Annotated in this window: 19 protein-coding genes; 15 read left to right on the forward strand and 4 right to left on the reverse strand. The window is 42.1% G+C overall.

Annotation, left to right across the window (positions count from 1 at the left end):
• Positions 1-6: 6 nt before the first annotated feature.
• Complete coding sequence (locus AC0VXY_RS10455; RefSeq protein WP_475527715.1) at positions 7-933, forward strand: ferritin family protein; 927 nt, start codon at positions 7-9, stop codon at positions 931-933.
• Between the two features lie 64 nt (positions 934-997).
• On the opposite strand, the gene AC0VXY_RS10460 is transcribed toward AC0VXY_RS10455, so the two are convergent.
• The gene (locus AC0VXY_RS10460) at positions 998-1,615 is read right to left on the reverse strand and encodes an acetate uptake transporter (RefSeq protein ID WP_435990951.1); all 618 of its coding nucleotides are present in this window, start codon (positions 1,613-1,615) and stop codon (positions 998-1,000) included.
• A gap of 635 nt (positions 1,616-2,250) precedes the next feature.
• Between AC0VXY_RS10460 and AC0VXY_RS10465 the strand changes: the two genes are divergently transcribed.
• The 8 genes from AC0VXY_RS10465 (at position 2,251) to AC0VXY_RS10500 (ending at position 11,073) form a co-directional block, all read left to right on the forward strand.
• On the forward strand, positions 2,251-5,334 hold the full coding sequence (locus tag AC0VXY_RS10465) for an SNF2 helicase associated domain-containing protein (RefSeq protein ID WP_475527716.1): 3,084 nt from the start codon (positions 2,251-2,253) through the stop codon (positions 5,332-5,334).
• A gap of 107 nt (positions 5,335-5,441) precedes the next feature.
• Positions 5,442-6,800, forward strand: coding sequence for a magnesium transporter (mgtE, locus tag AC0VXY_RS10470; protein WP_435990947.1), 1,359 nt, complete (start codon positions 5,442-5,444; stop codon positions 6,798-6,800).
• Positions 6,801-6,952: 152 nt separating this feature from the next.
• Positions 6,953-7,351, forward strand: a complete 399-nt coding sequence (crcB, locus tag AC0VXY_RS10475) for a fluoride efflux transporter CrcB (RefSeq protein WP_435990945.1) — start codon at positions 6,953-6,955, stop codon at positions 7,349-7,351.
• 5 nt (positions 7,352-7,356) lie between these two features.
• The gene (gene crcB / locus AC0VXY_RS10480) at positions 7,357-7,713 is read left to right on the forward strand and encodes a fluoride efflux transporter CrcB (protein WP_435994524.1); all 357 of its coding nucleotides are present in this window, start codon (positions 7,357-7,359) and stop codon (positions 7,711-7,713) included.
• A gap of 224 nt (positions 7,714-7,937) precedes the next feature.
• Positions 7,938-8,558 (forward strand): TetR/AcrR family transcriptional regulator, encoded by a 621-nt coding sequence (locus AC0VXY_RS10485; RefSeq protein WP_435990943.1) that lies wholly within the window; start codon positions 7,938-7,940, stop codon positions 8,556-8,558.
• A 23-nt stretch (positions 8,559-8,581) separates the two neighbouring features.
• A complete protein-coding gene (locus AC0VXY_RS10490) occupies positions 8,582-9,466 on the forward strand; it encodes an ABC transporter ATP-binding protein (RefSeq protein WP_475527717.1) in 885 nt (294 codons plus the stop codon).
• Positions 9,467-9,472: 6 nt separating this feature from the next.
• The gene (locus AC0VXY_RS10495) at positions 9,473-10,264 is read left to right on the forward strand and encodes an ABC transporter permease subunit (RefSeq protein WP_475527718.1); all 792 of its coding nucleotides are present in this window, start codon (positions 9,473-9,475) and stop codon (positions 10,262-10,264) included.
• Positions 10,265-10,278: 14 nt separating this feature from the next.
• Positions 10,279-11,073, forward strand: a complete 795-nt coding sequence (locus AC0VXY_RS10500; protein ID WP_475527719.1) for an ABC transporter permease subunit — start codon at positions 10,279-10,281, stop codon at positions 11,071-11,073.
• Between the two features lie 59 nt (positions 11,074-11,132).
• Here the strand turns inward: AC0VXY_RS10500 and AC0VXY_RS10505 are convergent, their stop codons facing one another.
• From AC0VXY_RS10505 to AC0VXY_RS10515, 3 genes are all read right to left on the reverse strand, one after another.
• Positions 11,133-11,627 carry a DinB family protein gene (locus AC0VXY_RS10505; protein WP_475527720.1) on the reverse strand — a complete coding sequence of 165 codons (495 nt, stop codon included), beginning with the start codon at positions 11,625-11,627 and terminating at the stop codon, positions 11,133-11,135.
• Positions 11,628-11,779: 152 nt separating this feature from the next.
• A complete protein-coding gene (locus AC0VXY_RS10510) occupies positions 11,780-13,219 on the reverse strand; it encodes an MDR family MFS transporter (RefSeq protein WP_435990933.1) in 1,440 nt (479 codons plus the stop codon).
• Positions 13,220-13,410: 191 nt separating this feature from the next.
• Positions 13,411-16,473 carry an efflux RND transporter permease subunit gene (locus AC0VXY_RS10515; protein WP_475527721.1) on the reverse strand — a complete coding sequence of 1,021 codons (3,063 nt, stop codon included), beginning with the start codon at positions 16,471-16,473 and terminating at the stop codon, positions 13,411-13,413.
• 214 nt (positions 16,474-16,687) lie between these two features.
• Here AC0VXY_RS10515 and AC0VXY_RS10520 point away from each other — a divergent pair, with 214 nt between their 5' ends.
• The 6 genes from AC0VXY_RS10520 (at position 16,688) to AC0VXY_RS10545 (ending at position 22,049) form a co-directional block, all read left to right on the forward strand.
• The gene (locus tag AC0VXY_RS10520; RefSeq protein WP_475527722.1) at positions 16,688-17,560 is read left to right on the forward strand and encodes a TetR/AcrR family transcriptional regulator; all 873 of its coding nucleotides are present in this window, start codon (positions 16,688-16,690) and stop codon (positions 17,558-17,560) included.
• 261 nt (positions 17,561-17,821) lie between these two features.
• Complete coding sequence (locus AC0VXY_RS10525; RefSeq protein WP_435990927.1) at positions 17,822-18,472, forward strand: ABC transporter permease; 651 nt, start codon at positions 17,822-17,824, stop codon at positions 18,470-18,472.
• Between the two features lie 18 nt (positions 18,473-18,490).
• A complete protein-coding gene (locus AC0VXY_RS10530; protein WP_435990925.1) occupies positions 18,491-19,483 on the forward strand; it encodes an ABC transporter ATP-binding protein in 993 nt (330 codons plus the stop codon).
• 4 nt (positions 19,484-19,487) lie between these two features.
• Positions 19,488-20,225 carry an ABC transporter permease gene (locus AC0VXY_RS10535; protein WP_475527723.1) on the forward strand — a complete coding sequence of 246 codons (738 nt, stop codon included), beginning with the start codon at positions 19,488-19,490 and terminating at the stop codon, positions 20,223-20,225.
• A gap of 24 nt (positions 20,226-20,249) precedes the next feature.
• Entirely contained in the window at positions 20,250-21,155 is a 906-nt protein-coding gene (locus AC0VXY_RS10540) for a glycine betaine ABC transporter substrate-binding protein (protein ID WP_475527724.1), read from the forward strand.
• A gap of 156 nt (positions 21,156-21,311) precedes the next feature.
• On the forward strand, positions 21,312-22,049 hold the full coding sequence (locus AC0VXY_RS10545) for a glycosyltransferase family 2 protein (RefSeq protein WP_475527725.1): 738 nt from the start codon (positions 21,312-21,314) through the stop codon (positions 22,047-22,049).
• The last annotated feature ends 105 nt before the right edge of the window (positions 22,050-22,154 follow it).

The following is a 22,154-nucleotide window of genomic DNA, read 5'->3' on the forward strand; positions in this document are numbered from 1 at the left end:
CTTAGAATGAACCCATATCAATTTTACCGTCAATTTAAACCTTTTTATCTTGATGGCTATTCCCGGACACCAGGGAATCAATCTTTGGAATCAAATCTTCAAAAAGCCATCAATGGTGAATATAGCGCCATTATTTGTTATGAAAAACTTGCGAAATTGGCCCCTACTGAGGATGAAAGACAACGGATTCTTGAAATTCGTAAGGACGAAAAAAGACATTTGAAGTCATTCACTGACATCTATAGAAATTTGACAGGGATGGAGTCTAGTCCTGGGTTACAGGAAGGCTGTCCAAACTCGTATAAAAAGGGATTGGAATTTGCCTTTCGGGATGAGCAGGATACGGTGGATTTTTATCATAGCGTTTCAGATGAGGTACAGGATCCCTTTATAAAAGAGACATTTCGTCGTGCAGCTTTTGATGAACAGAATCACGCCGTATGGTTTTTATATTATATCATGCAGAATAAAGGAAGCAGGCGAGCATTAAGACAAGTGGACTACGGTGCAAAAGGGGCACTTGCTGCCTCTCTCCTTTCAGTTCCCCAGATGCTCAATTATGCCATGCAAGACGAATACCTTGCCCAGGCACGATACGATCGGATTTTAGAGAATTTCGGGAATGTAAGGACATTTTTACAGATTAAAGAAGCAGAGCTGCGCCATATTACCGCATTGCAGACTTTGTTCCAACACTACGGATTGGCTCTGCCTGAAGATCAATCCCAATCGTATACGACCACTCCGGATTCACTAAAAAGTGCCTATGCAGCAGGGGTTCAAGGGGAGATTGATAATATCGCTATGTATGATCGGTTTTTGACATTTAATCTGCCTCAGGATGTGAGGATCGTCTTCACACAATTGAGAAATGCTTCACAGAATCATTTAGCTGCATTTGAGAGAGGATTAGCAAGACCACAAGACCACTAATATTCTGATCCCCATAGTGAAATAGAAGAGATAGATGAGTCACTCATCTATCTCTTCTTTGTGCTTATTTAAAAATTCCGAATGGCTTTCCAACAGGAAGCGTTTCTTTCCCGAAGTGTGTATTCAATACACTTGCAGCTGAACCGTAAAAGCTGAAAAGGGCAATGAACAGTTCAGAGATCGCTGCTAATTTGTGCGTGGCTTCAGGAGCGACTCCCAGTGTAGACAGGGAAAGACCGATGAATAAGAAATCGATCAGGACAAAAATGATGAATAAGACCTTATGAGTCTCCATGGCAGCAACTGTCATGAAGATACTGAATATCAGATAGCCGATATATGCAATGCCAAGCTGACTTGGATCAATGGCAGCCGCTGCGGCTTCTCCGAAGACCCCGAATGAAATCAACCAGGAAGTCCCAACCCCCAGCCAAAATAACCCGAACGCACCGAATGCGGTCATACCAAATGTATTATTGTGCTTTGCATCTCCAAAGCTTGCCATCAATTGAGCAATGCCTCCGAGGAAAATCGCCCAAGGCAAGACGAACGATACACCGTCAGTCCATCCAAGTTTGGCAGAAGAAGCTACAAGGGTGACCATAGCCAGTCCGAAAAGTCCAAGTGCGGATGGATCAGCTGTCGTGATCTGAACCCGTTGAGTGGTTTGTGTGTGATTCATGATGATACCTCCTATTAAACATACTTGACTAATTTACATAAAAAAGTGTGGGTATGCAATAGAAAATATCATGTAAGCGAAACTTTCATACAAAATCCCGGATAATCATTGAATGATCATCCGGGATTTTTGTTTTCCCCTATCAGAATATCCAATTCACAACAAAATAACGCATGAACTGAGTCAATCTTACATAGATATCAAGTGGGGACAAATATCTTCCCTCAACAGGAGGTGACAAGGATGGAAGAATATTTCATTTTCATGCTCATTTTTCAAGCCGGCAGCTTCTTCATTTCGTTACTGAACCACATCGATAAGTAGAAAAAGACATGAACGTTTTCCGAACTATGACTGGCCTCATAGTGCGGATTTTTTTCTGTTTCCTTTATATTCTATGTGGCTTTATTCTTCTTTATACGTTTCTATGAAAATACTAATCCTCTCAGGATGTTTCTAAATCCGAAAATTGTTGTTATCATTAGAATGTTCAACGCAAAAAATTTGATCGGTCATTACTATACATATTCATGGAAGGAATCAGATCCTTGAAGGCTATACATCAAAAACTTATAAAAGAACGCTGCGGTACCGTTTCCTTCAAACGGGGAGAGGCATATTACCGCTCCAATAAGGTGAAGTTAGACGAATATTCGAGACATTATTGTCGAGGAACTGTGATGGGGGAAGAAGAATTTCACGTTACCATTCAGGAGGACGCAAAAGGTGAAATCGAAGCTTGTTGCAGCTGCCCCAAGCTTGCTTCATTTGATAAGGATTGTCAGCATATAGCAGCTGTGCTTTTGAAACTTGAGAATGAAGAGCAAAAAATAAAAAGGAATGAAGAAGGCGTAACAGACAAATTTTTCACATTGTTCCAGGAGGAAACCTTTCGTTCCCCCGCCAAGCTTCGCCATTTTGAAAACAGACAGATTGTGCCATGTGAATTTCTTATTAAACCCATATCTACCCAAGACGGGGGATACATGCTTGGAATTGAATGTACGATAGATGGAAATATGGTAATGCCGATTCGATCCTTTTTGGAATATATAAATGAAGGGAAACCCTTTCATGTTTCAGAATCATTCATATTCAATCCTGAGTTTCATTATTTTGAAACTGATACGGCAGCTGTCATTCAATATCTAGTGAAGGTGTCAAAGGGTTCAGTAATGGAAAAAAACGATGATGACCATTTGCTTATCCCTCCAGCGTCATGGGAGGACGTTAGTTCATTACTTTTACGTGCTAAAGACGTTAAAGTGCAACATAATGCAAGAGTCCATAAAGGGTTTAGGCAAGGGGAACTGCCTCTTCCAATACAATTCCAATTTAAGCATGCCGACGCAGGTGGTTACAGGTTATACATCTCTGGACTGAATGATATGACGGTCATGGATGAATATCAAACCGTCATTCATGATGGTATTTTTACCCAGGTTGGCAGCATGGATGGTAAAAGACTAACTGAATTAAAGAGACTGTTGGACCATTCAGGGGCACGGTACATCCCGATTTCTCCAGATCAGATCGGCTTTTTCCTTGAAAAAGTGGCTGTTGGATTGAAGAAATTAGGGGAAGTACAAATATCAGAGGACATTGCAGAAAAGCTGGAAACTGCTCCACTTGTTGCGAAGCTTTATCTCGATCGGGTGAAAAACCGATTGTTAGCAGGACTTGAATTCCATTATGATCAAATCGTTATTCATCCTCTTGAAAATCGGGAAGCGCCATCAGGTTCTCTTCTAATACGAAATGTAGAGAAAGAAAATACCATTCTGGAATGGATGGACGAGTTTTCTTTCGGAAAAACAGAAGGTGGTTACTACTTACACAATGAAGAGTTAGAATATGAGTTTTTAACCTATGGAGTGACGAAGCTTCAAAAGGATGTTCAAATTTATGCCACCACCGCCGTAAGAAACAGGATTTCCAGAGGGAATCATCATCCAAAAATAAGGGTCAAAGTAAAAAAGGAACGAATGAATTGGTTGGAATTCACATTTGAAATGGATGGCATCCCGGATAGACAGGTAATGGAAATCCTCGGGGCACTGGAAGAAAAACGGAAGTATTACAGGATGCGAAACGGATCACTCTTGTCACTGGACTCAAAGGAATTTCAAGATATTCAGCGCTTCATGCATACCTCACAGGCAGAGAAGAATGATCTCGTAAAGGGGCTCGAACTACCAATGCATCAAAGCCTACATTTGCTGGATACAGTTGATGGGGGGCATTCCATTACTCTTGAACATTCCTTCCATGAATTTTACGGGCATCTTATGAACCCAGACAGCCGGGAGATTTCGGTGCCTTCCCTATTAGACGAGCAGCTGAGAAACTACCAGAAGACAGGCTTTCGCTGGATGAAGACTCTTTCCCATTATGGGTTGGGCGGGATCCTCGCTGATGATATGGGGCTTGGGAAAACGGTTCAGAGCATCACGTTTATCGTATCGGTTCTTGAAGAAATCAGGGAAAAGAAGCTTCCGGCCCTGATTGTCTGTCCCTCTTCCCTGACGTATAACTGGAAAAGCGAATGTGGGAAATTTGCCCCCGACGTAAATGTCCTCATCATGGACGGTAATCAGGCTGTACGAAAGAAGAAACAGAAAGGTATGAAGGATGCGGATGTAATCATCACTTCCTATCCTTTACTGAGAAGCGACAGTAAATGGTATGAACGACAGAAATTCCATACGGTCTTTTTTGATGAGGCACAGGCCTTCAAAAATCCACTCACCCAAACGGCAAGAAGTGTGAAGAAGATAGAAGCGAATAATCGCTTCGCCTTGTCAGGAACACCTGTAGAGAATTCACTTGAAGAATTATGGTCCATCTTCCACGTTGTATTTCCTGGATTATTCAAGGGACTTAAGGATTACAGCCGCTTAACAAGAAAAGATATAGCGAAAAGAATCAAACCATTCGTTCTTCGCAGAATGAAAGAAGACGTGTTATCTGAACTTCCCGGAAAAGAAGAAATCACCCATTATTCAGAGCTCCTGCCCCAGCAGAAAGAATTGTATGCAGCTTACCTCGCCAAGCTGAAACACAATACGATGAAGCATTTGGATAAGGACACGCTGAGGAAAAACAAAATTAAAATTCTCGCCGGATTGACCCGTTTAAGACAAATCTGCTGCCATCCCGGATTATTTGTAGATGGTTATCATGGCTCATCAGCAAAATTCTTAGAGCTGATGGAGTTGTTGGAGGAATCCAGGTTGTCAGGCAGAAGGGTCCTGGTCTTTTCACAATTTACGAAAATGCTTGAGATGATCGGGAGAGAGCTGACAATCAAAGGGCAATCCTATTTTTACTTGAATGGAGCGACTCCTTCAGAAGAGAGGGTTAAGATGTGCAGTCGATTCAATGAAGGAGAACGGAATCTATTTCTCATCTCCCTCAAGGCAGGTGGAACGGGGCTGAATTTAACGAGTGCCGATACGGTCATTCTATATGATACATGGTGGAATCCTGCAGTAGAGGAACAAGCAGCGGACAGGGCCCATCGGATGGGACAGGAAAATACGGTGAAAGTGATGAAGCTGATTGCCAAAGGAACAATCGAAGAGAAGATGAACGAGCTACAGGATAAAAAGAGGCACCTGATCCGGGATATCATGACCCCTGATGAAAAGATGGTACAAACCTTAACCGAAGAGGAGTTGAAGGAAATCTTATCCATAGATCAACAAACAGTTGAATAGAAATTGGCATGAACACAGGATTCGGGAGATACTAGTAGGGTGGTGAGTACCCTTCTCGGTATTTCCTCATGCCATCTGAAAGAAACATATTATAAGGAGCACCCTCAATGACATTAGCCATGACGGAAAATGAAATCACCCTTGCTATTATCCAAAGTTTGAAAGATGGGAAGAAAAGCATTTTTTTAGATATCATCGAAGAGCTTCAGCCATACGATATCGCTCAGCAATATCTACATATCCCGTCCAAGCACCGGAATAAATTCCTTTTGTATTTACCTCTTGAAGAACTAACGGAATTCATTCAGGAGATAGAAAGGGAAGACCAATTGCTCGTACTGGAAAAACTGGGGATTGAGAAATCTACAAAGGTTCTCGACTTGATGGAAAATGACAACCTGGCCACATTGCTGACGGATTTAGAGCCCGAGAAGATAGAGGAATTGCTATCAGAGATGAATCAGGCAGAGTCTCAGGTCGTACAGAACCTCATGACCTACCAACCGGAGACAGCCGGCCGGATCATGAACAACCGGTATGTCTGGATACCTAAACATTATACGGTCCGTGAAGCGGTGGATAAACTGAAGCATTTCGCAGAACTCGCCGAATATTTGAACTATCTCTATGTCATCGACGACGAAAAGAAATTGTTAGGGGTCATTTCCTACAAGGATTTATTACTTAGTGAATTAGTAGATAAGATTGAAGATATCATGTACAGCCGTGTGGTTAAGGTGGATGTCCATACCGATCAGGAAGAAGTGGCCAAATTGATCAGCCGCTATGATTTCATCACACTTCCTGTCATTGAAGAAGACGGAAGGCTTGTCGGGGTCATCACTGTCGATGACATCATTGATGTTGTCATTCAAGAGGCCAATGAAGATATTGAGAAGTTATCTGCATCGGGTAAATCCATCGACTTTACGACTAAACCATTTGTTGCAGCCTATCGCCGTCTTCCATGGCTAGTTTTACTGCTGTTCATCGGACTCGTTTCGGGAAGTATCATTGACAGATTCTCTGCAACCTTGGAACAGGTTGTCGCACTTGCGTTCTTTATGCCGATGATTGCGGGGATGACCGGGAACACGGGTACGCAATCATTGGCCGTCGTCGTCAGAGGACTGGTCTCGTATGATTTGGATATAAAACAAGTCATAAAGCTGGTTTTTAGGGAACTATGGGTAGGCATCATCATCGGTGTGACTTGTGCTGTCATGATCGCCCTGATTGCCTTTGTGTGGCAGGGCAATATTGTTCTTGGACTCGTGGTGGGAAGCTCATTACTGATTACGTTAATTATTGGGACATTGGCAGGAACCATCATCCCCCTCATATTGTATAAGTTTAACGTAGATCCTGCCGTTGCATCCGGCCCTTTGATCACCACAATTAATGATATTCTTTCCCTTCTTATCTATTTTGGAATTGCCACCATGTTTATTACAAAATTGATGTAACGGATTTGGTCAACATATTTCCTGTGGTAAAATAGTCAGTGAACGTCAAGGGAGTTAGCTTTACGACTTAAAAGTGAAAGGCTCCTACCGAGACTTATGTATCGGTAGGAGTCTCTTTCATGAATGAAATAGTATGTCAGAGGTGAAAAAATATGATCTATATATTAGTCGGTGCAGCCGGTATGGTGGGTGCCCTGCTGAGATATTATCTTGGGATATTTGCCGGAGGATGGTGGGATTATACGTTTCCAATGGGGACATTTCTGGCCAATATGATTGGAAGCTTCACATTGGGATATGTAACAACATATATATTTCAAATGAAGAAGATCCATTCAATGGCAGCTACAGCCATTGGGACCGGGATGATTGGATCTTTCACAACCTTTTCCACATTTAGTGTCGAAACCGTAGACCTTCTTACTCATTCACATTTGGTTCTGGCACTTGTTTATGTACTAGGAAGCATGTTCGGTGGTTTGTTTATGTCATGGGCAGGCTTTACGATTGGAAAGCAGCAATTGAATCTGTATAAGCGAAAGGGGGTCTAATGATGATGATGCAGGGTATGATGGTCGCAATCGGAGGGTTCTTTGGGGCAATGTCCCGTTTTGGGATCAGCCGTTTGTTCAAGAAATATGATCACTCTGATTTTCCATACGCTACCTTATTCGTTAATCTGGTTGGGTCTTTTCTTCTTGGATATTTAATCGGGTCGGAGATCGCAGAAACAGGCATTCTTCTCCTTGGGACTGGTTTTCTTGGATCCTTTACGACATTTTCCACATTTAAATTGGAAAACATTCAACTTCATTCCGATAAAAAATGGAAGCCCCTGATTACTTATCTCCTGCTCAGCTATTCAATTGGTATCTTATTCGCTTTTGGGGGAATGGCTTTAGGCAGGGTGTAAAGAAGAGACGGCAACTCATAGGTTAATATAACTCACTAAGAAGGTCAGGTACTCACCTGAGCTTTTTTTTAATCCAAGATTACATATTGTTCAGGGTAAAAAGAAGTAAATTAGCGAAGTCAGCCATTATATAAAAATAGTATTGACCACAATGGTCAAAAGGATTAAAATGAAATTGACCACAGTGGTCAAACACTTATCCTTTAAAAGGAGGTCAAACAAGATTGTTTAAGTCGTTGAAAATCGATTCAGAGAAAGAGGATCGAATCATTAGAGCCGCAACCCGGGTTTTCGCCGAAAATGGTTATGAGAAAGCCTCGACAAATGCCATCGTAAAGGAAGCGAAGATTTCCAAGGGGATCCTGTTTCATTATTTTAATAGTAAAAAGGAACTGTATATTTCTCTTTATGAACATCTCTCGGAATTATTCACAGAAAAAATATATGAAAGACTCGACTGGAATGAACATGACATTTTCGTTACGATCCGTTCAGTGACATTGATCAAGTTTGAATTATTTTCTGTCTATCCTGATCTGATCAATTTCCTTACCAGCGCCTTCTCAGAAGAGGCTCCCGAAGTAAAAGACGAAATTGAGAAGTATAAAACGAGGATGGTGGAGAGTAGCTTTGCCACTTTATTCTCCAACATCGACACCTCCAGATTCAAAGAAGGGATCGACGTAAATAAATCGATCCAGGTTATTTATTGGACCTTTGAAGGGATGGCCAATCAACAACAGCAGAAAGCGATATCACTATCGGTAGATGAAATCAATCAAGAAGAAGTGATGGCGGAAATCGATGCCTACATCGAATTGTTGAAGATTTCTTTTTATAAATAGAAAGATAAAGGGAGGCTAATGTGATGAATGTGATTGAGATTCATTCTTTGACTAAAAACTATGGGAAATCCAGGGGTATCAGCGACATCAGTTTTCATGTAGAAGAAGGAGAGATCTTTGGCTTCATCGGGCCTAATGGCGCGGGGAAATCAACGACCATCCGGACCTTGCTTTCATTGATCCATCCGTCCGGAGGCAGCGCAACGATCTTCGGTATGGACTGCATTGAATTTGCCCCTGAAATTGCAAAGGAAGTGGGATACCTGCCTTCTGAAGTATTTTATTATGACAACATGAAAGTGATGGATCTTCTTAAGTATTCTGCCAGCTTTTATAAAAAGGATTGTACAAAAAGAATCAAGGAATTGGCCGATATGTTAAATCTGGACGTAACGAAGAAGATTGATGATCTATCCCTTGGTAATAAGAAGAAGGTCGGGATCATCCAGGGTTTGCTTCATGAACCTAAGCTGATTATATTGGATGAACCTACTTCAGGATTGGATCCCCTCATGCAGCAGAAATTCTTTGAATTGCTTCAAAATGAAAATAAGAGAGGAGCTACCATCTTATTTTCATCACATATATTGAGTGAAGTTCAGCGAATGTGTGATCGGGTCGCAATCATAAAAGAAGGAAGGATCGTTCAAGTTGAGAAAATCAGTACGCTAAAAGAAAAGAATCATAAAAAATTCAAGATAGAGACGAAAGGGGATTACGAATCTTCTTACTTTGAGGTGGAGGGCGTAAGTAAACTGGAAATAAATGATCGCCAAATCAGCTTCCTCTTCAGGGGGGATATCAACAAGGTCATGAAGAAGATTGCTGATATTGAAATAACGAATCTATGGATCGAGGAGCCTGATTTAGAAGAAATCTTTATGCACTATTATGAAAAGGAGGCTTGATGCTCTATGAATATCTTTCTTTATGTGCTTAAGTCTTATCGGAAGTCGACTATTTTATGGACTTTGGCCCTTACTTCATTGATGATTGTGTTCATGTCCATGTTTCCGTCCATTTCTAAAGAAATCGACGAATTCAAAAAGCTCCTGGAGGGGTTTCCGGAGGGGGTTCGAAAAGCATTGGGAATACAGATTGATAGCATAGGATCCCTAAACGGTTATTATTCGTATTTCTTTCTTTATATAACATTATGCGGTGCCATACAGGCAATGAATCTGGCCATTTCGATTGGTTCGAAGGAAATCAGGGAAAAGACGGCGGACTTTCTTCTGACTAAGCCTGTGACCCGGACGAAGATTCTTTACTCGAAAGTATTGGCAGCTCTTGTTTCTCTCCTGCTTACGAATATTGTCTACGTGATTTCGGCGATCATTGTCGCCAACCTGGTAAAGGTGGAATGGTTCAGTCTTACTATATTCTTATTGATTTCAACTACTCTCTTACTCACACAATTCATCATGTTTGCCTTAGGAATGATCATCGCGGTCGTATGGTCAAGGGTAAAATCTGTCCTTACGCTCTCACTTGGCATCGTATTCGCCTTTTTTGTTATTAGTATGGTAGCTGCAACAGAAGAAGCAGGGCGTTATTTTACACCTTTTAAGTACTTTGACTACACTTATATTATGGTTCACGCTGCGTATGAGTGGTCATTCCTTGTGGCAGGGATCACACTGATCGTCGTCGCCATGGTCTTAAGCTTCATCATTTATAATAAAAAAGACATTCATACGGTATAAAAGGAGGGGATGTCATGAATGTATATGTACGAGAAATGAGGGCTCATCGTAAATCCCTAATCATCTGGTGCACAGGAATGATTGCATTGATTGGATCTGGGATGGGGAAGTATGCAGGCTTCTCGTCGTCAGGTCAATCCATGAACGAATTGATGGAGGGGCTGCCTAAGCCTATGCAAGCCATTCTCGGAATTGGTACTCTTGATATGGCGACAGCGAGTGGATATTACGGAGTGCTCTTTCTTTATATCTTATTACTTGCAACCATCCACGCAGCCTTGACCGGTGCGACCATCATTTCCAAGGAAGAGAGGGATAAAACCGCCGAGTTTCTATTTGTCAAACCCCTTACAAGGAAGAAAATCATAGGGGTTAAGCTTGCAGCAGCCTTCACTCAAATCGGGATACTCGCATTGATCACATGGATTTCCTCCTTGTTGATTGTAGGTCATTATAGTGATGTGTCGGTAGCTTTTGATATTGGAGTAACGGTAGTCGGAATGATTATATTACAAGTACTATTTTTATTGATTGGAACGGCGGTGGCAGCTTATAGTAAAAAGCCTGGAAAATCAGCAGCAGTCGCAACTGGCGTATTATTACTAACATTCATTCTGTCATTCGCCATTGATTTGAACGGAAAAATCGAGGCTTTAAAATATCTCACACCCTTTAAGTACTTTGAAGCTGAAAGTGTAATGTATGGAGGAGGATTGGGTTCTGCTTATGTGGGGATATCATTAGCGTTGATCGTCATTTTGAGCTTTGCGACATTTTTATTTTTTGAAAAACGAGATCTAAAATTGTAGAGATCGGTTTAATTAATAAGGATCTGTTTCAAACAGAAACAGATCCTATTCATACAGGTCTATAATTTTGATTTCAACTCTTCAATTTGTTCTAAGTGTCTCTTCTCATGATAACCAATGAACGGTACCCACTCATCTAAACGGATATGCCCGAAAATAGGGTGAGGATACGCTTTTTTCTGTAAATCTTCCTTGCTCGTTGTTCCAAGAAAATTGAGAAGATCTTTTCGAGACGCTTCCAGTTTTTCCTTCATTTGCTGAAGAGTCTGCATTTCTTCTGAAGGAACCACAAAAGGAGGGGCATCTACCTTGGTCGATCGATTTACCGCAAAGTGAACCGGTTTAGAGTCCACCTGCTGTTCTTCGCCTTTTTCAAGGGTCAACTGAATCGTTTTAGTAAGGGATCTCTCCATTAAATAAAGATGATCCAATACCTGCATAATCGTCCAACGACCTTCTTCCAACTCTTGGTTACATTCCTCGTCTGTTAAGTCATTCACACTATTTAATAATTCAGAACGAATATCTTCAATGATCTTTATTTCTTTCTCCATGCAAAATCCTCCTCATACTTTCGTTCAAGCTCATTTTACTCTTGGAGAGGGGTTACGTACAGTAATAGCACTTTACGTGTTTGATTAGTAGGAATAACAAACGGGAAGCCCGCCTATGTAGCGATCTTCCCGTTCGTTTGATATTCGATCTATTAAGCTTCTGACTTCACTTCGTCAAAATCCGGTGCAATCGCTTTGCGGATAAACAATGAAATCAGGAATGCAATTGCAGCCAATGCAAGGGCAAACCAATAGGCATGATGAACACCATAGGTCATGGCATTGTGAAGGATTCCTTCCGTTACCTCACCTGCTTGCTCTTCGATGTATCCTTTCTGACTTTGGGTCATGATGCTGACAAAGATGGAAACTCCAAGTGCACCGGCAACCGGCTGCAAGGTGTTGGCAATGGCGGTTCCGTGTGGGTATAAGTGCTTTGGGAGTTCATTCAATCCATTGGTTTGAGCAGGCATCATAATAGCGGATATCGACAACATGAGAATCATGTAGACCAGTACAAATAACCAAATCGGTGTAGCCGGATTGATGCCGCTAAAGAAAATCATGACTCCCAACAAGGTGAGCGTGCCTGGTATGATGAGTTTCCTAGGGCCGTATTTATCGAAAAGGGAGCCCATGGTAGGAGACATCAGGCCATTCAGCAATGCCCCAGGAAGCAGCAGTAATCCAGCTGCTTTTGCAGAGAACCCCAGAGGACCCTGGAGGTACATCGGCATCACAATTTCTGAGGCAAACATGGCCATAATGACGATGACGAAGATGGTTACACCCCTCGTATAGCTCTTGTAACGGAATACCCTCACATCAAGGAGAGGTTGATCAAGCTTCAATTGTCGAAGGACAAAGAGAACGACACTGATCACGGATATGGCTATGATGGCAATGATTTTCACCGACGTAAATCCTGCTTCTTCTTCGCCTGCCGCGCTAAAGCCGTATACGATCCCGCCGATCCCTATGGAAGAGAGGATGATTGAAAATACATCGACAGCGGGACGGGAAACTTCACCGACATTTTGTAAGTATTTCATAGCAAACAAAATGGAAAATACGGCAAATGGAATGACGGTGATGAACAACCATCTCCACCCAAGGAAATCGACGATCACTCCAGACAGAGTCGGTCCGATGGCTGGTGCGAACATGATCACCAAACCAAAGGTACCCATGATTTTCCCGCGGACTTCCGGACGGTAAATCAACAGCAGGGCGTTCATAATGACCGGGATCAACAAACCTGTTCCAACAGCCTGAATCATCCTTCCTATAAGGAGCATGGGAAAGCTAATGGCGCAGGCTGCGATGACTGTGCCGAGGAGAAATACACTCATGACACCGATGAACATCTGTCTTGTTGTGAACCACTGAATCAACAGGGCAGAGATGGGCATCAACACACCCATCACCAACATGAAACCTGTCGCAAGCCATTGAACGGTGGGGGCATCCACGTTAAAGACGGCCATTAATTCTGTGAGGGCGATATTTAATAACGTTTCATTTAATATGGCAAAAAAAGCACCGATCATGAAGGTTGTGAGGATTGCTTTTGAATTTAGTTTATTTGTCATGTTGTTCCTCCAAAAATAAGTATAAAATGTAACACTTATCTATAATGCTTGATGATAGGAAATATCTCAAGCGGAAAGTTTAAGTGATCCTAAAGAGTCACGTATCAATTAATAAAGGATACATAAGACGTTTTTTTCAATCATCCCAAAAATAAAAAGGAGAGGAGACCGTGTCTCCCCTCAGGATGTTGTTAATTATGCTTCACATTTTTTCTTCTGAAGCGATGAAAAACCATGTACATCATAGGAACGATAATCAGCGTTAATACAGCTGAGAACAAAATACCTGATATGATGGTGACGGCCAATGGGGTGAATAATGCATCACCACTGACTGCCACTGGAATCAGTGCGACAATCGAGGTAAGGGCGGTGAGCAGGATAGGTCGAAGTCGGGTACGACCAGATTCAACGACTGCTTCTTTCACGCTCATTCCGCTTTGTAATCCTTGTTCGATAAACTCAATTAACACCACTGAATTCCGTACGACGATTCCGGTTAGGGAAACCATCCCCATCACGGCAAGGAAGCTGATTGGAGTCTGAGTGACGAATAATCCGAGAATCGCACCTGCGATCGCCAGGTATACCGCAACCAGGACCAGGAATGGCAGAGATAAAGAATTGAACTGAAGCGCAATTAATAAATACACCAGGAAAATCACGATGATAAACAGGATGGTGATTTCGGCGAAGAAATCATTTTGTGCTTCATTTTCCCCACCTAATGTAATGGAGTAGTTATTGTCATCAAGATTCTTCCTGACTTCCTTCACGATTTCCTGTACATTTTCTTTATAATTTTCGTCCTCACCAGGGAAGGCGCGTATCGTAATGGCACGCTCTCCATCCTTATGAGGGATGAGTTGAAGCTCTTCCTTCTTCTCAGGAGTCACCAGTTCATCAAGTGAAACCAATTTCGGTGGTCCGGCAGGGTTAGCCGCTTCAGCAGGAACTTCCAGGGAAGTAAGATCGACTTCACCTTCGTTTCCTTCCAGTAAGAGAGTCATATCGCGTTTAGTCACACCATTATCGAAAGATTTCATCGGGATGCCTTCAGTAGCCAAGCGCAGCTGCTGACTGACATCATTAATTGTGATGCCATTTTCTTCAAGTTTCTCCCGGTTAGGCTCATACACGATCGTAGGTTCCATTTCCCCTACATTATCAACGACTAATTCTGTATCCAACGAATCGATCTTATCGGAAATGGTATCCCTGAGCTGAATTAATCGATCCATTTCCGGACCTGAGACAGTCACCGTGACAGGAGCCCCTGCCGGCGGACCTTGCTGGATTGTTTCCATGAAGATCTTGGCTTCAGGATACTCTTTACGCAATTTGTCCGTCCACTCATCGATCAATCCTTGGGCAGTCTGGTTTTTTCGATCAACCCTTGCAACCAATTGACCAGTATTTTGACCAGAATTGGATAATGAACTGTTGAACAGATTCGGTAATCCTGTACCTGCAAAGGAAGACGTTTCATAGACACCTTCATCTGTTTTTAATATCTTTTCTATTTCTTCCAGAGTATTTGATGTTTCTTCTATCGGCGTACCGATCGGTAACGTAACATCGACTGTCACTTCTTCACGATCGGCAGAGGGGAAGAATTCAAAAGGTGTCAGAGCGATCAGACCAAAGATCGCAGTCGTGAACACGAGGCCTAGGGCAGACACGACGAACGGCCTTTTCGAGAATTTCTTCAGCACAGTATCGGCATAGAAATCCGCAAGTTTATTTAAAGGTTTTCCCAATAACCCTGGAGCATCGGAAACTTTTTTCTTCGTTTTGCTATAAAGAAAGTATCTCATGATAGGAACGAATATCAGAGCCACCAATGTGGATGCAATGATGGTTGTGATCAACACTGTTGGTAAAGCCCTGATGAACGCCCCGTTTCCGCCTGATAAGAATATGAGCGGAAGGAATGTGAACACAATGGCAAGGGAGGAAGTCACGATTGACACCCATATTTCCTTCACACCGGTAATGGCGCCCATAAGCGCACCGTCTCCGAGTTTATATCTGCGTTGAATATTATCGTTTACAACGATGGAATCATCGACCAGGATCCCGAGGGCAATGATGGCTCCGATAACCGAAATCTGATTGAGATCCACTCCTGCAAACGGGAGGGGGATCAGCCCCATTAAAACGGAAATAGGTACGGCAAGAGCCACTACAAAAGCACCGGAAATTGTCAGTCCAAGAGCTGTGGTCAGGATAACTGCCACAACGGAAATACCCAGGGACTTAAACAATCCATCGAAAATGTCCGTTACAGTTGAGGCTTGAGAATAGTAAGGTACAAGTTCTACATCGGCTGGAAGCGAGTCTGACAGTTCATCCACTTTATCACTGACTCTTTCATCGACCGTTGGGATATCCTCACCAGGCTGAACAAAAGCAGTAAATGATATAGAAGGTTTTCCTTCAAACGTCACAATATCTTTGACTTCTTTAGGAGAAACTTTCACATTTGCAATCTCTCCGAGTAGGATCGATTCTCCTTTTGGATTCTTCCCAACAAAGAGATCCTTCATTTCATCCAGCGTGGTAAAATGATCAACAGTCAGTTGGACCACTTCTTTATCCACTTCTTGTTTTCCTAAGGGAGTGGGGTAATATTCGTCATTGATGGCACTCATGACCGTAGAAGGATTAAGTCCTGATGCTTTGAGTTCATCCTTCTTTAATTCTATGATAATTTCTTCTTCAGGAAGTCCTTTCACCGTGACACTCGAAACGCCGGTTAAATCCTCTACTTCCTCTTCCCATCTTTTTACCTCATCATCCATATCAAGGAGTGATTCCTTATCATCACTGATCAAATGGTATGATACGATAGGCATCTTAACGGTAGATTCATTGACTTCAGGATCGAACACTTCTTCAGGAAACGAGGTGGAAGCATCTGAGACGGCTTGCCGCACATCACCGAACACTTCTTTTTTGTCTTCCCCGTCTTCAACCTCTAGAATAATAGTAGAGAAACCGGCTGAAGATGAGGAGCTGATTTCTTTAATGCCTCCAATGGATTGAAGGGAAGACTCTATCGGATTTGTAATGGTCCTTTCAACGGAATCAACGGTAGCCCCGGGGTAAACAGTTGTTACTGTACCGATATTGACACTGGTTTCGGGTATTTCCCGTTGTGGCAGCTGCAAAAAGGTGAAAATTCCGATAATCACAAATAATAAGATGAAGATCAGTACGATTTTCGAACGATTTAAAATAGCTTTTAACATGGTTTAATCCTCCCTTGATAATATTTGACTTGTGGGTCATTTTTTCATTTTTATAAGAGTTTAATCATTGATATAACAGTCATCTGTTTCGTTGACTCACTAGTCATTTTACCTAAAAAAATTATCTAGTCAAGAAATAATGCTCTTCTCATTTTTACTGGTTATGGTTAAAATGAGAAAGGGATATTTTTCTCTGGATATTGAGGTGTAGAAAATGGATAAGCGGAATGCAATACTCGAATCAGCAGTGGAACTCTTTGGAGCTCATGGTTACAATCAGACGTCTATGCAACAAATCGCTGAAAGTGTCGGCATATCAAAAGGCTCCCTTTACTCATATTTTCAATCGAAGGAAGATTTGATCATATCCATCTATGAACATTATCAACAGCTTGTATTTGAGCAAGCATTCGTGGTAGGACTGGATGGGAATCTGTCTCCTATGGAGAGATTCGCGAAACAGTTCCAAGTGCAATTCGAAGGGATATTGGAGTACAAGTCTTATATGAAGATGCACATGAGAGGGGAGTCCACGAAAAATAGTGAAAAACTGGCGGCCATGGAGCACCGAATGAGGGGACGTCTGTTCAGCTGGCTTGAACAAAATCTCCTGGATGTATACGGGGAAGAAATCAGGCCATACAAATGGGATCTGATGTGGATGACTCAGTCCATTTATGCGTCTTATATGATGCTGATGATATCACAGGATGATACCCTTGAGCCCTCACGACTTGGGACACATTTAGTAAGGCAGATTACACTTCTTGCAAATGACTTCCTAATTGGGAAAAGCTCTCCGCAATTGAATGATGACATGATGAAATCCTTTTCTGTCAGTATGGACAGGGAAGGAGCCTTCATATCGTTTGAGAAAAGGGAGAAAGCTTGGAAATCCCTGTATGGAAAGATCAACGGTATGGATAATAGTGGTTATTACATGGACATAGCAAACCGGATTTCAGGGGAATGCAGGGAATCAGATCCTGACAAATTGGTCTTGAAAGGATTATTCCGGTTATTAATGGATACGGAAGATTTAAGAATGGAAGCTGAAGAGTTAGAAAAACAGCTCCTTCCCGAGTGATTGGGAAGGAGCTGTTTTGTGGAGGAAGCATTTCCCGGACTATTTTCTGGTCCATTTGGATGAGCGGATGGTCAATAAATAAGGAATTGGTTTATCTTTATTTCTATTTCATTACAAAATGTTTCAAAAATCGACACTAAGGGTAAAGGAATGTTGGCGCATTTTTACGGTAATACTAACTCCGTGGGTCGTCAGGATGATTATAGATCCTGGACGGCTTTTGTTTTGGCCAAAAATACATATATTGAGGAGGGTGAAATTGTGGAGAAATGGATGAAATTCCTCGAGGTCAATGCCCCTCGGATACTTGATCTCACGATAGAGCATGCGGTTCTCGTAGGACTTGCCATCATCGTAGCATTATTGATCGGGGTACCTTTAGGGATATATTTAACGACAAACGATTATCTTGCGGAGACGGTGCTCCAGATTGCATCTGTTATGCTGACAATTCCGAGTATTGCCTTGTTTGGAGTCATGATTCCGATCTTTTCTATCATCAATCAGGGAATTGGATTTGTTCCTGCCTTTGTGGCACTGGTACTCTATTCCCAGCTTCCGATTATAAGGAATACATATACGGCGATCCGGAATGTGAATCCCGAGATGAGAGATGCAGCGAAAGGGGTTGGGATGAAGACCCACCAACGTCTGTTAAAAGTTGAAATTCCAAATGCCTTTCCGGTTATTATGGCAGGCATACGTACTGCGGTTGTCATGAATATCGGAATTGGTGTAATCGCAGCTTATATAGGAGCGGGAGGACTCGGTGTTCTTATCACTCAGGGGATTTCCAGAGGCGACAATTACTTGATCATCAGCGGATCTGTTGCAGTTGCGATACTTGCCATGATTGCTGACGCGATCTTGTTGTGGATACAAAAACGCTATACACCAAAAAGCATTGCATAAAGTAAAAGAGGTGAAGAGATGATTACGTTTGATCAGACTACAAAGACATATGAAGGCGGAGTGACGGCGGTTAAAGGTGTCGACTTTACTGTGGAAGAAGGTCATATCGTCGTACTGCTTGGACCATCGGGTTGCGGAAAGACGACTTTATTACGGATGGTGAATCGACTGGAGTCGATTACCGATGGGAAAATCATCATCGACGGACAGGATTCAATGGAATTAAACCAGATTGAGCTCCGTAGAAAAATCGGTTATGTCATTCAAAGCAACGGACTGTTTCCGAATATGACGATAGAAGAGAACGTTATGATTGTTCCTGACATGTTAGGGTGGGGGAAGAAAGAGAAAAAGGAACGCTTCAACAAGTTGATGGATATGATCGGGCTGAGCGGGGATAAATTCGGAAAAAGATACCCCCATGAATTATCCGGTGGACAGCAGCAAAGAATCGGTGTCATTCGCGCGCTGGCAGCAGATCCTCCCGTCATGTTGATGGATGAGCCGTTCGGGGCACTCGATCCGATCATCCGTGAGAAGATACAGGATGAGTTCCTTCAGATTCAAAGGGAAGTGAAGAAAACCATCTTGTTTGTAAGTCATGATATCGATGAGGCGATCAAGATGGCGGACAAGATCGTATTATTACAGGGAGGAGAAATCATGCAGTATGATACTCCTTCAGAGATGCTTGTCCGCCCTAAGAGTGACTTTGTATATGAGTTCTTCGGAAAAGACCGAGCCATAAAGAGTCTCAGTCTCCATACGATATCCGATTTGAAAAATATTATAGGACTGGCAGATTTTGATGAAGCGATTCCTGATACGAAGACCATCAATGTGTGGCATGATCTTAGAAATACGTTGTCGATGCTTTTGAATCAGGAAGCTGATCAAGTGATTGTAACCGACGATGGGGGCACTAAATTAGGCGCGATTACAATAGATCTTGTTCAGAAGTATCTCCATTATGAAATCAAAGGAAAATCGAACGCGGTTCAGAAAGGGTGATTCGGTGAATACCAAAAAGGTTGTCAGTAATATTGTCCGGTATGTGGTGTATGCACTGGTCATCCTGTTCTTTGTCTGGGCGATAAAAAATCATTATTTTGATTATATGTTCAGTCAATCCAATACGTTTCTCCACTTATTGAAACAACATATGCAACTGGTCTTGGTGTCTTCGTTGCTTGCACTTGTGGTGGCGGTTCCAGTGGGGATCCTGGTTACCCGAAAGCAGTTCAGGAGAGCCGAGTGGATTGTATCGAATACAGTTAATTTTGGCCAAACGATTCCAAGTCTGGCTGTACTTGCCCTTATGATCAGTATTTTGGGTATCGGGTTTAAAACAGCCATATTCGCTCTGTTTATTTATTCCCTTTTACCGATTTACCGAAATACAGTTGCAGGAATTGACTCGATTGACGATAATCTGATAGATGCAGCAAGAGGGATGGGGATGAAGCCTCATCAAATCCTTTTCCGTATTGAATTGCCGAATGCAGCGTATTCGATTCTTGCGGGAATCAGGACAGCTGTAGTACTGAACATAGGTACTGCAGCTCTGGCGTACGTCGTTGGCGGAGGCGGATTAGGCGTCTGGATATTTACGGGAATTCAATTATTCGATAATGGTTATTTAATTTCTGGTGCTATTCCGGTAACGATACTGGCCATTCTGGTTGATTTATTCTTGAGGCTCATTGAGCGGCTCGTCGTTCCTAAAGGCACGAAACAAACATTGGAAATGTAATGGTTGAAGCAGGAGGTGAAATTCATGAAACAGAAGCTGAAATGGGTTGGAGTCCTGACCCTTATACTTATGCTTTCCGCTTGTTCAAACGTGGGGATAGGCGGCAAACAGATATCCGTCGGTGGCAAGAACTTTACCGAGCAATACCTGCTTTCTGAGATGACGGCCTTTCTTTTAAAAGAAGAGGGGTTCAAAGTCAAGCAAATGAACAATCTTGGAAGTACTGTCGTACGTAAGGCACTGGAAAATGAGCAGGTGGATATGATGTGGGAATATACGGGAACAGCCTTGATCACCTATATGGGGCAGGAACCGATGTCAGATCCCGAGAAAACGTTCGAAAAAGTGAAAAAGCTTGATGCAAAAAAAGGAATCCATTGGATGAATATGTCCAATGTCAATAACACATACGCCCTTGCCATGAATGAAGACCAGGCAAAGGAATTGGGTATCGAATCAATTAGTGATTTGGCACAATACATCAATAGTCATCCGGGTGAATTAACCATGGCATCTGATGCAGAATTTGCCAACCGAGCTGATGGCCTCCCAGGGGTGGAAGAAAAATACGGCTTCAAATTCGGCTCCGGACAAATAAGGCAGATGGATCTTGGATTGACTCAAAGAGCGTTGAATAACCGTCAGGTGGACGTATCGGTCGCCTTTGAAACGGATGCAACCATCGTAGATTATGATCTTATAACCTTAAAGGATGATAAGAATTTCTTCCCACCATACAGGGCAGCTGTCAGCATTAACAATGAAGTATATAAAAAGTATCCCGAAATCAAAGAAATCACTGGTAAATTGGCAGATAAACTAAACAGTGATATTATGCGGGAACTGAATTACAAAGTGGATATCGAAGGAAATAGTGTATCCGTTGTGGCCCATGATTGGCTCGTGGAAAACAACCTACTAAAAGAATGATAAAAGAGTGAAGTAGGACTGGACCGATAGTGGTTCAGTCCTACTTCCTTTTTGTAATAAATTATCAGCAAAGCTTTTCCGCCTAAACGGAAAACCGCTAAATGAATACTCTATAGTATTGACGTCTTGACCAAAGCAATACTGGAGGAATAGAACATGAAACCGATTGTATCAATTGTGATCCCTTTTTATAACTGTTCGTACGTGGATCAGGCGATTCGAAGCGCCTTGAACCAAACGTACCCGAATACGGAAGTCATTGTTGTGGATGATGGCTCTAGTAAAGAGTTGGAAAGATTGACCCCTTTCATGAATCGAATTACGTATATAAAAAAAGAAAACGGTGGAACAGCGACTGCCGTCAATGCAGGAATCAAAAGATCCAGTGGTGAGTATATCGCCTGGTTGAGTTCAGATGATCACTTTCATAGACAAAAAGTAGAAAAACAATTGGACTACATGATCACTAAAGGCGCCAAAGCAAGTTTTCATAATTATGATTATATCAATAAAGACAATGAAACATTGCTTCCGTTCGTGGGAAAAAGGTTTTCCAATGCAGAAGAAATCTACCGTACAATCACACGTATCAACCCTATAAATGGGTGCTCTGTGATGGTTCATAGAGATGTATATAAAGAAATAGGTTATTTCAGTCCGCATTTGAAATTCACCCAGGACTATGAAATGTGGTGCCGAATGCTGATGAAAGGTTATGTCATTTACTATTTAGATGAAGTCCTGCTCAAATATCGGTCACACCCTGACTCTGGAACGAGTAAGCATCCTGACCAAATGAAGAGGGAAGTGTCTGCGATCAGGCATCATTATCATCATCAGATCTATCAATATGCAGTCCAACACTCAGACAAGTTAAAAAGAATCAAGTTCTAAATGAAGAATGAATTTCAATGTTTTAAACACTATCGTTTGACATATGACACCGTGTCACATAGAGTGGAGAATGTCCCATGTGACACGGTGTCATTTTTTAAGGAG

This window comes from Rossellomorea sp. QJM3NY_18 (genome assembly GCF_056173145.1).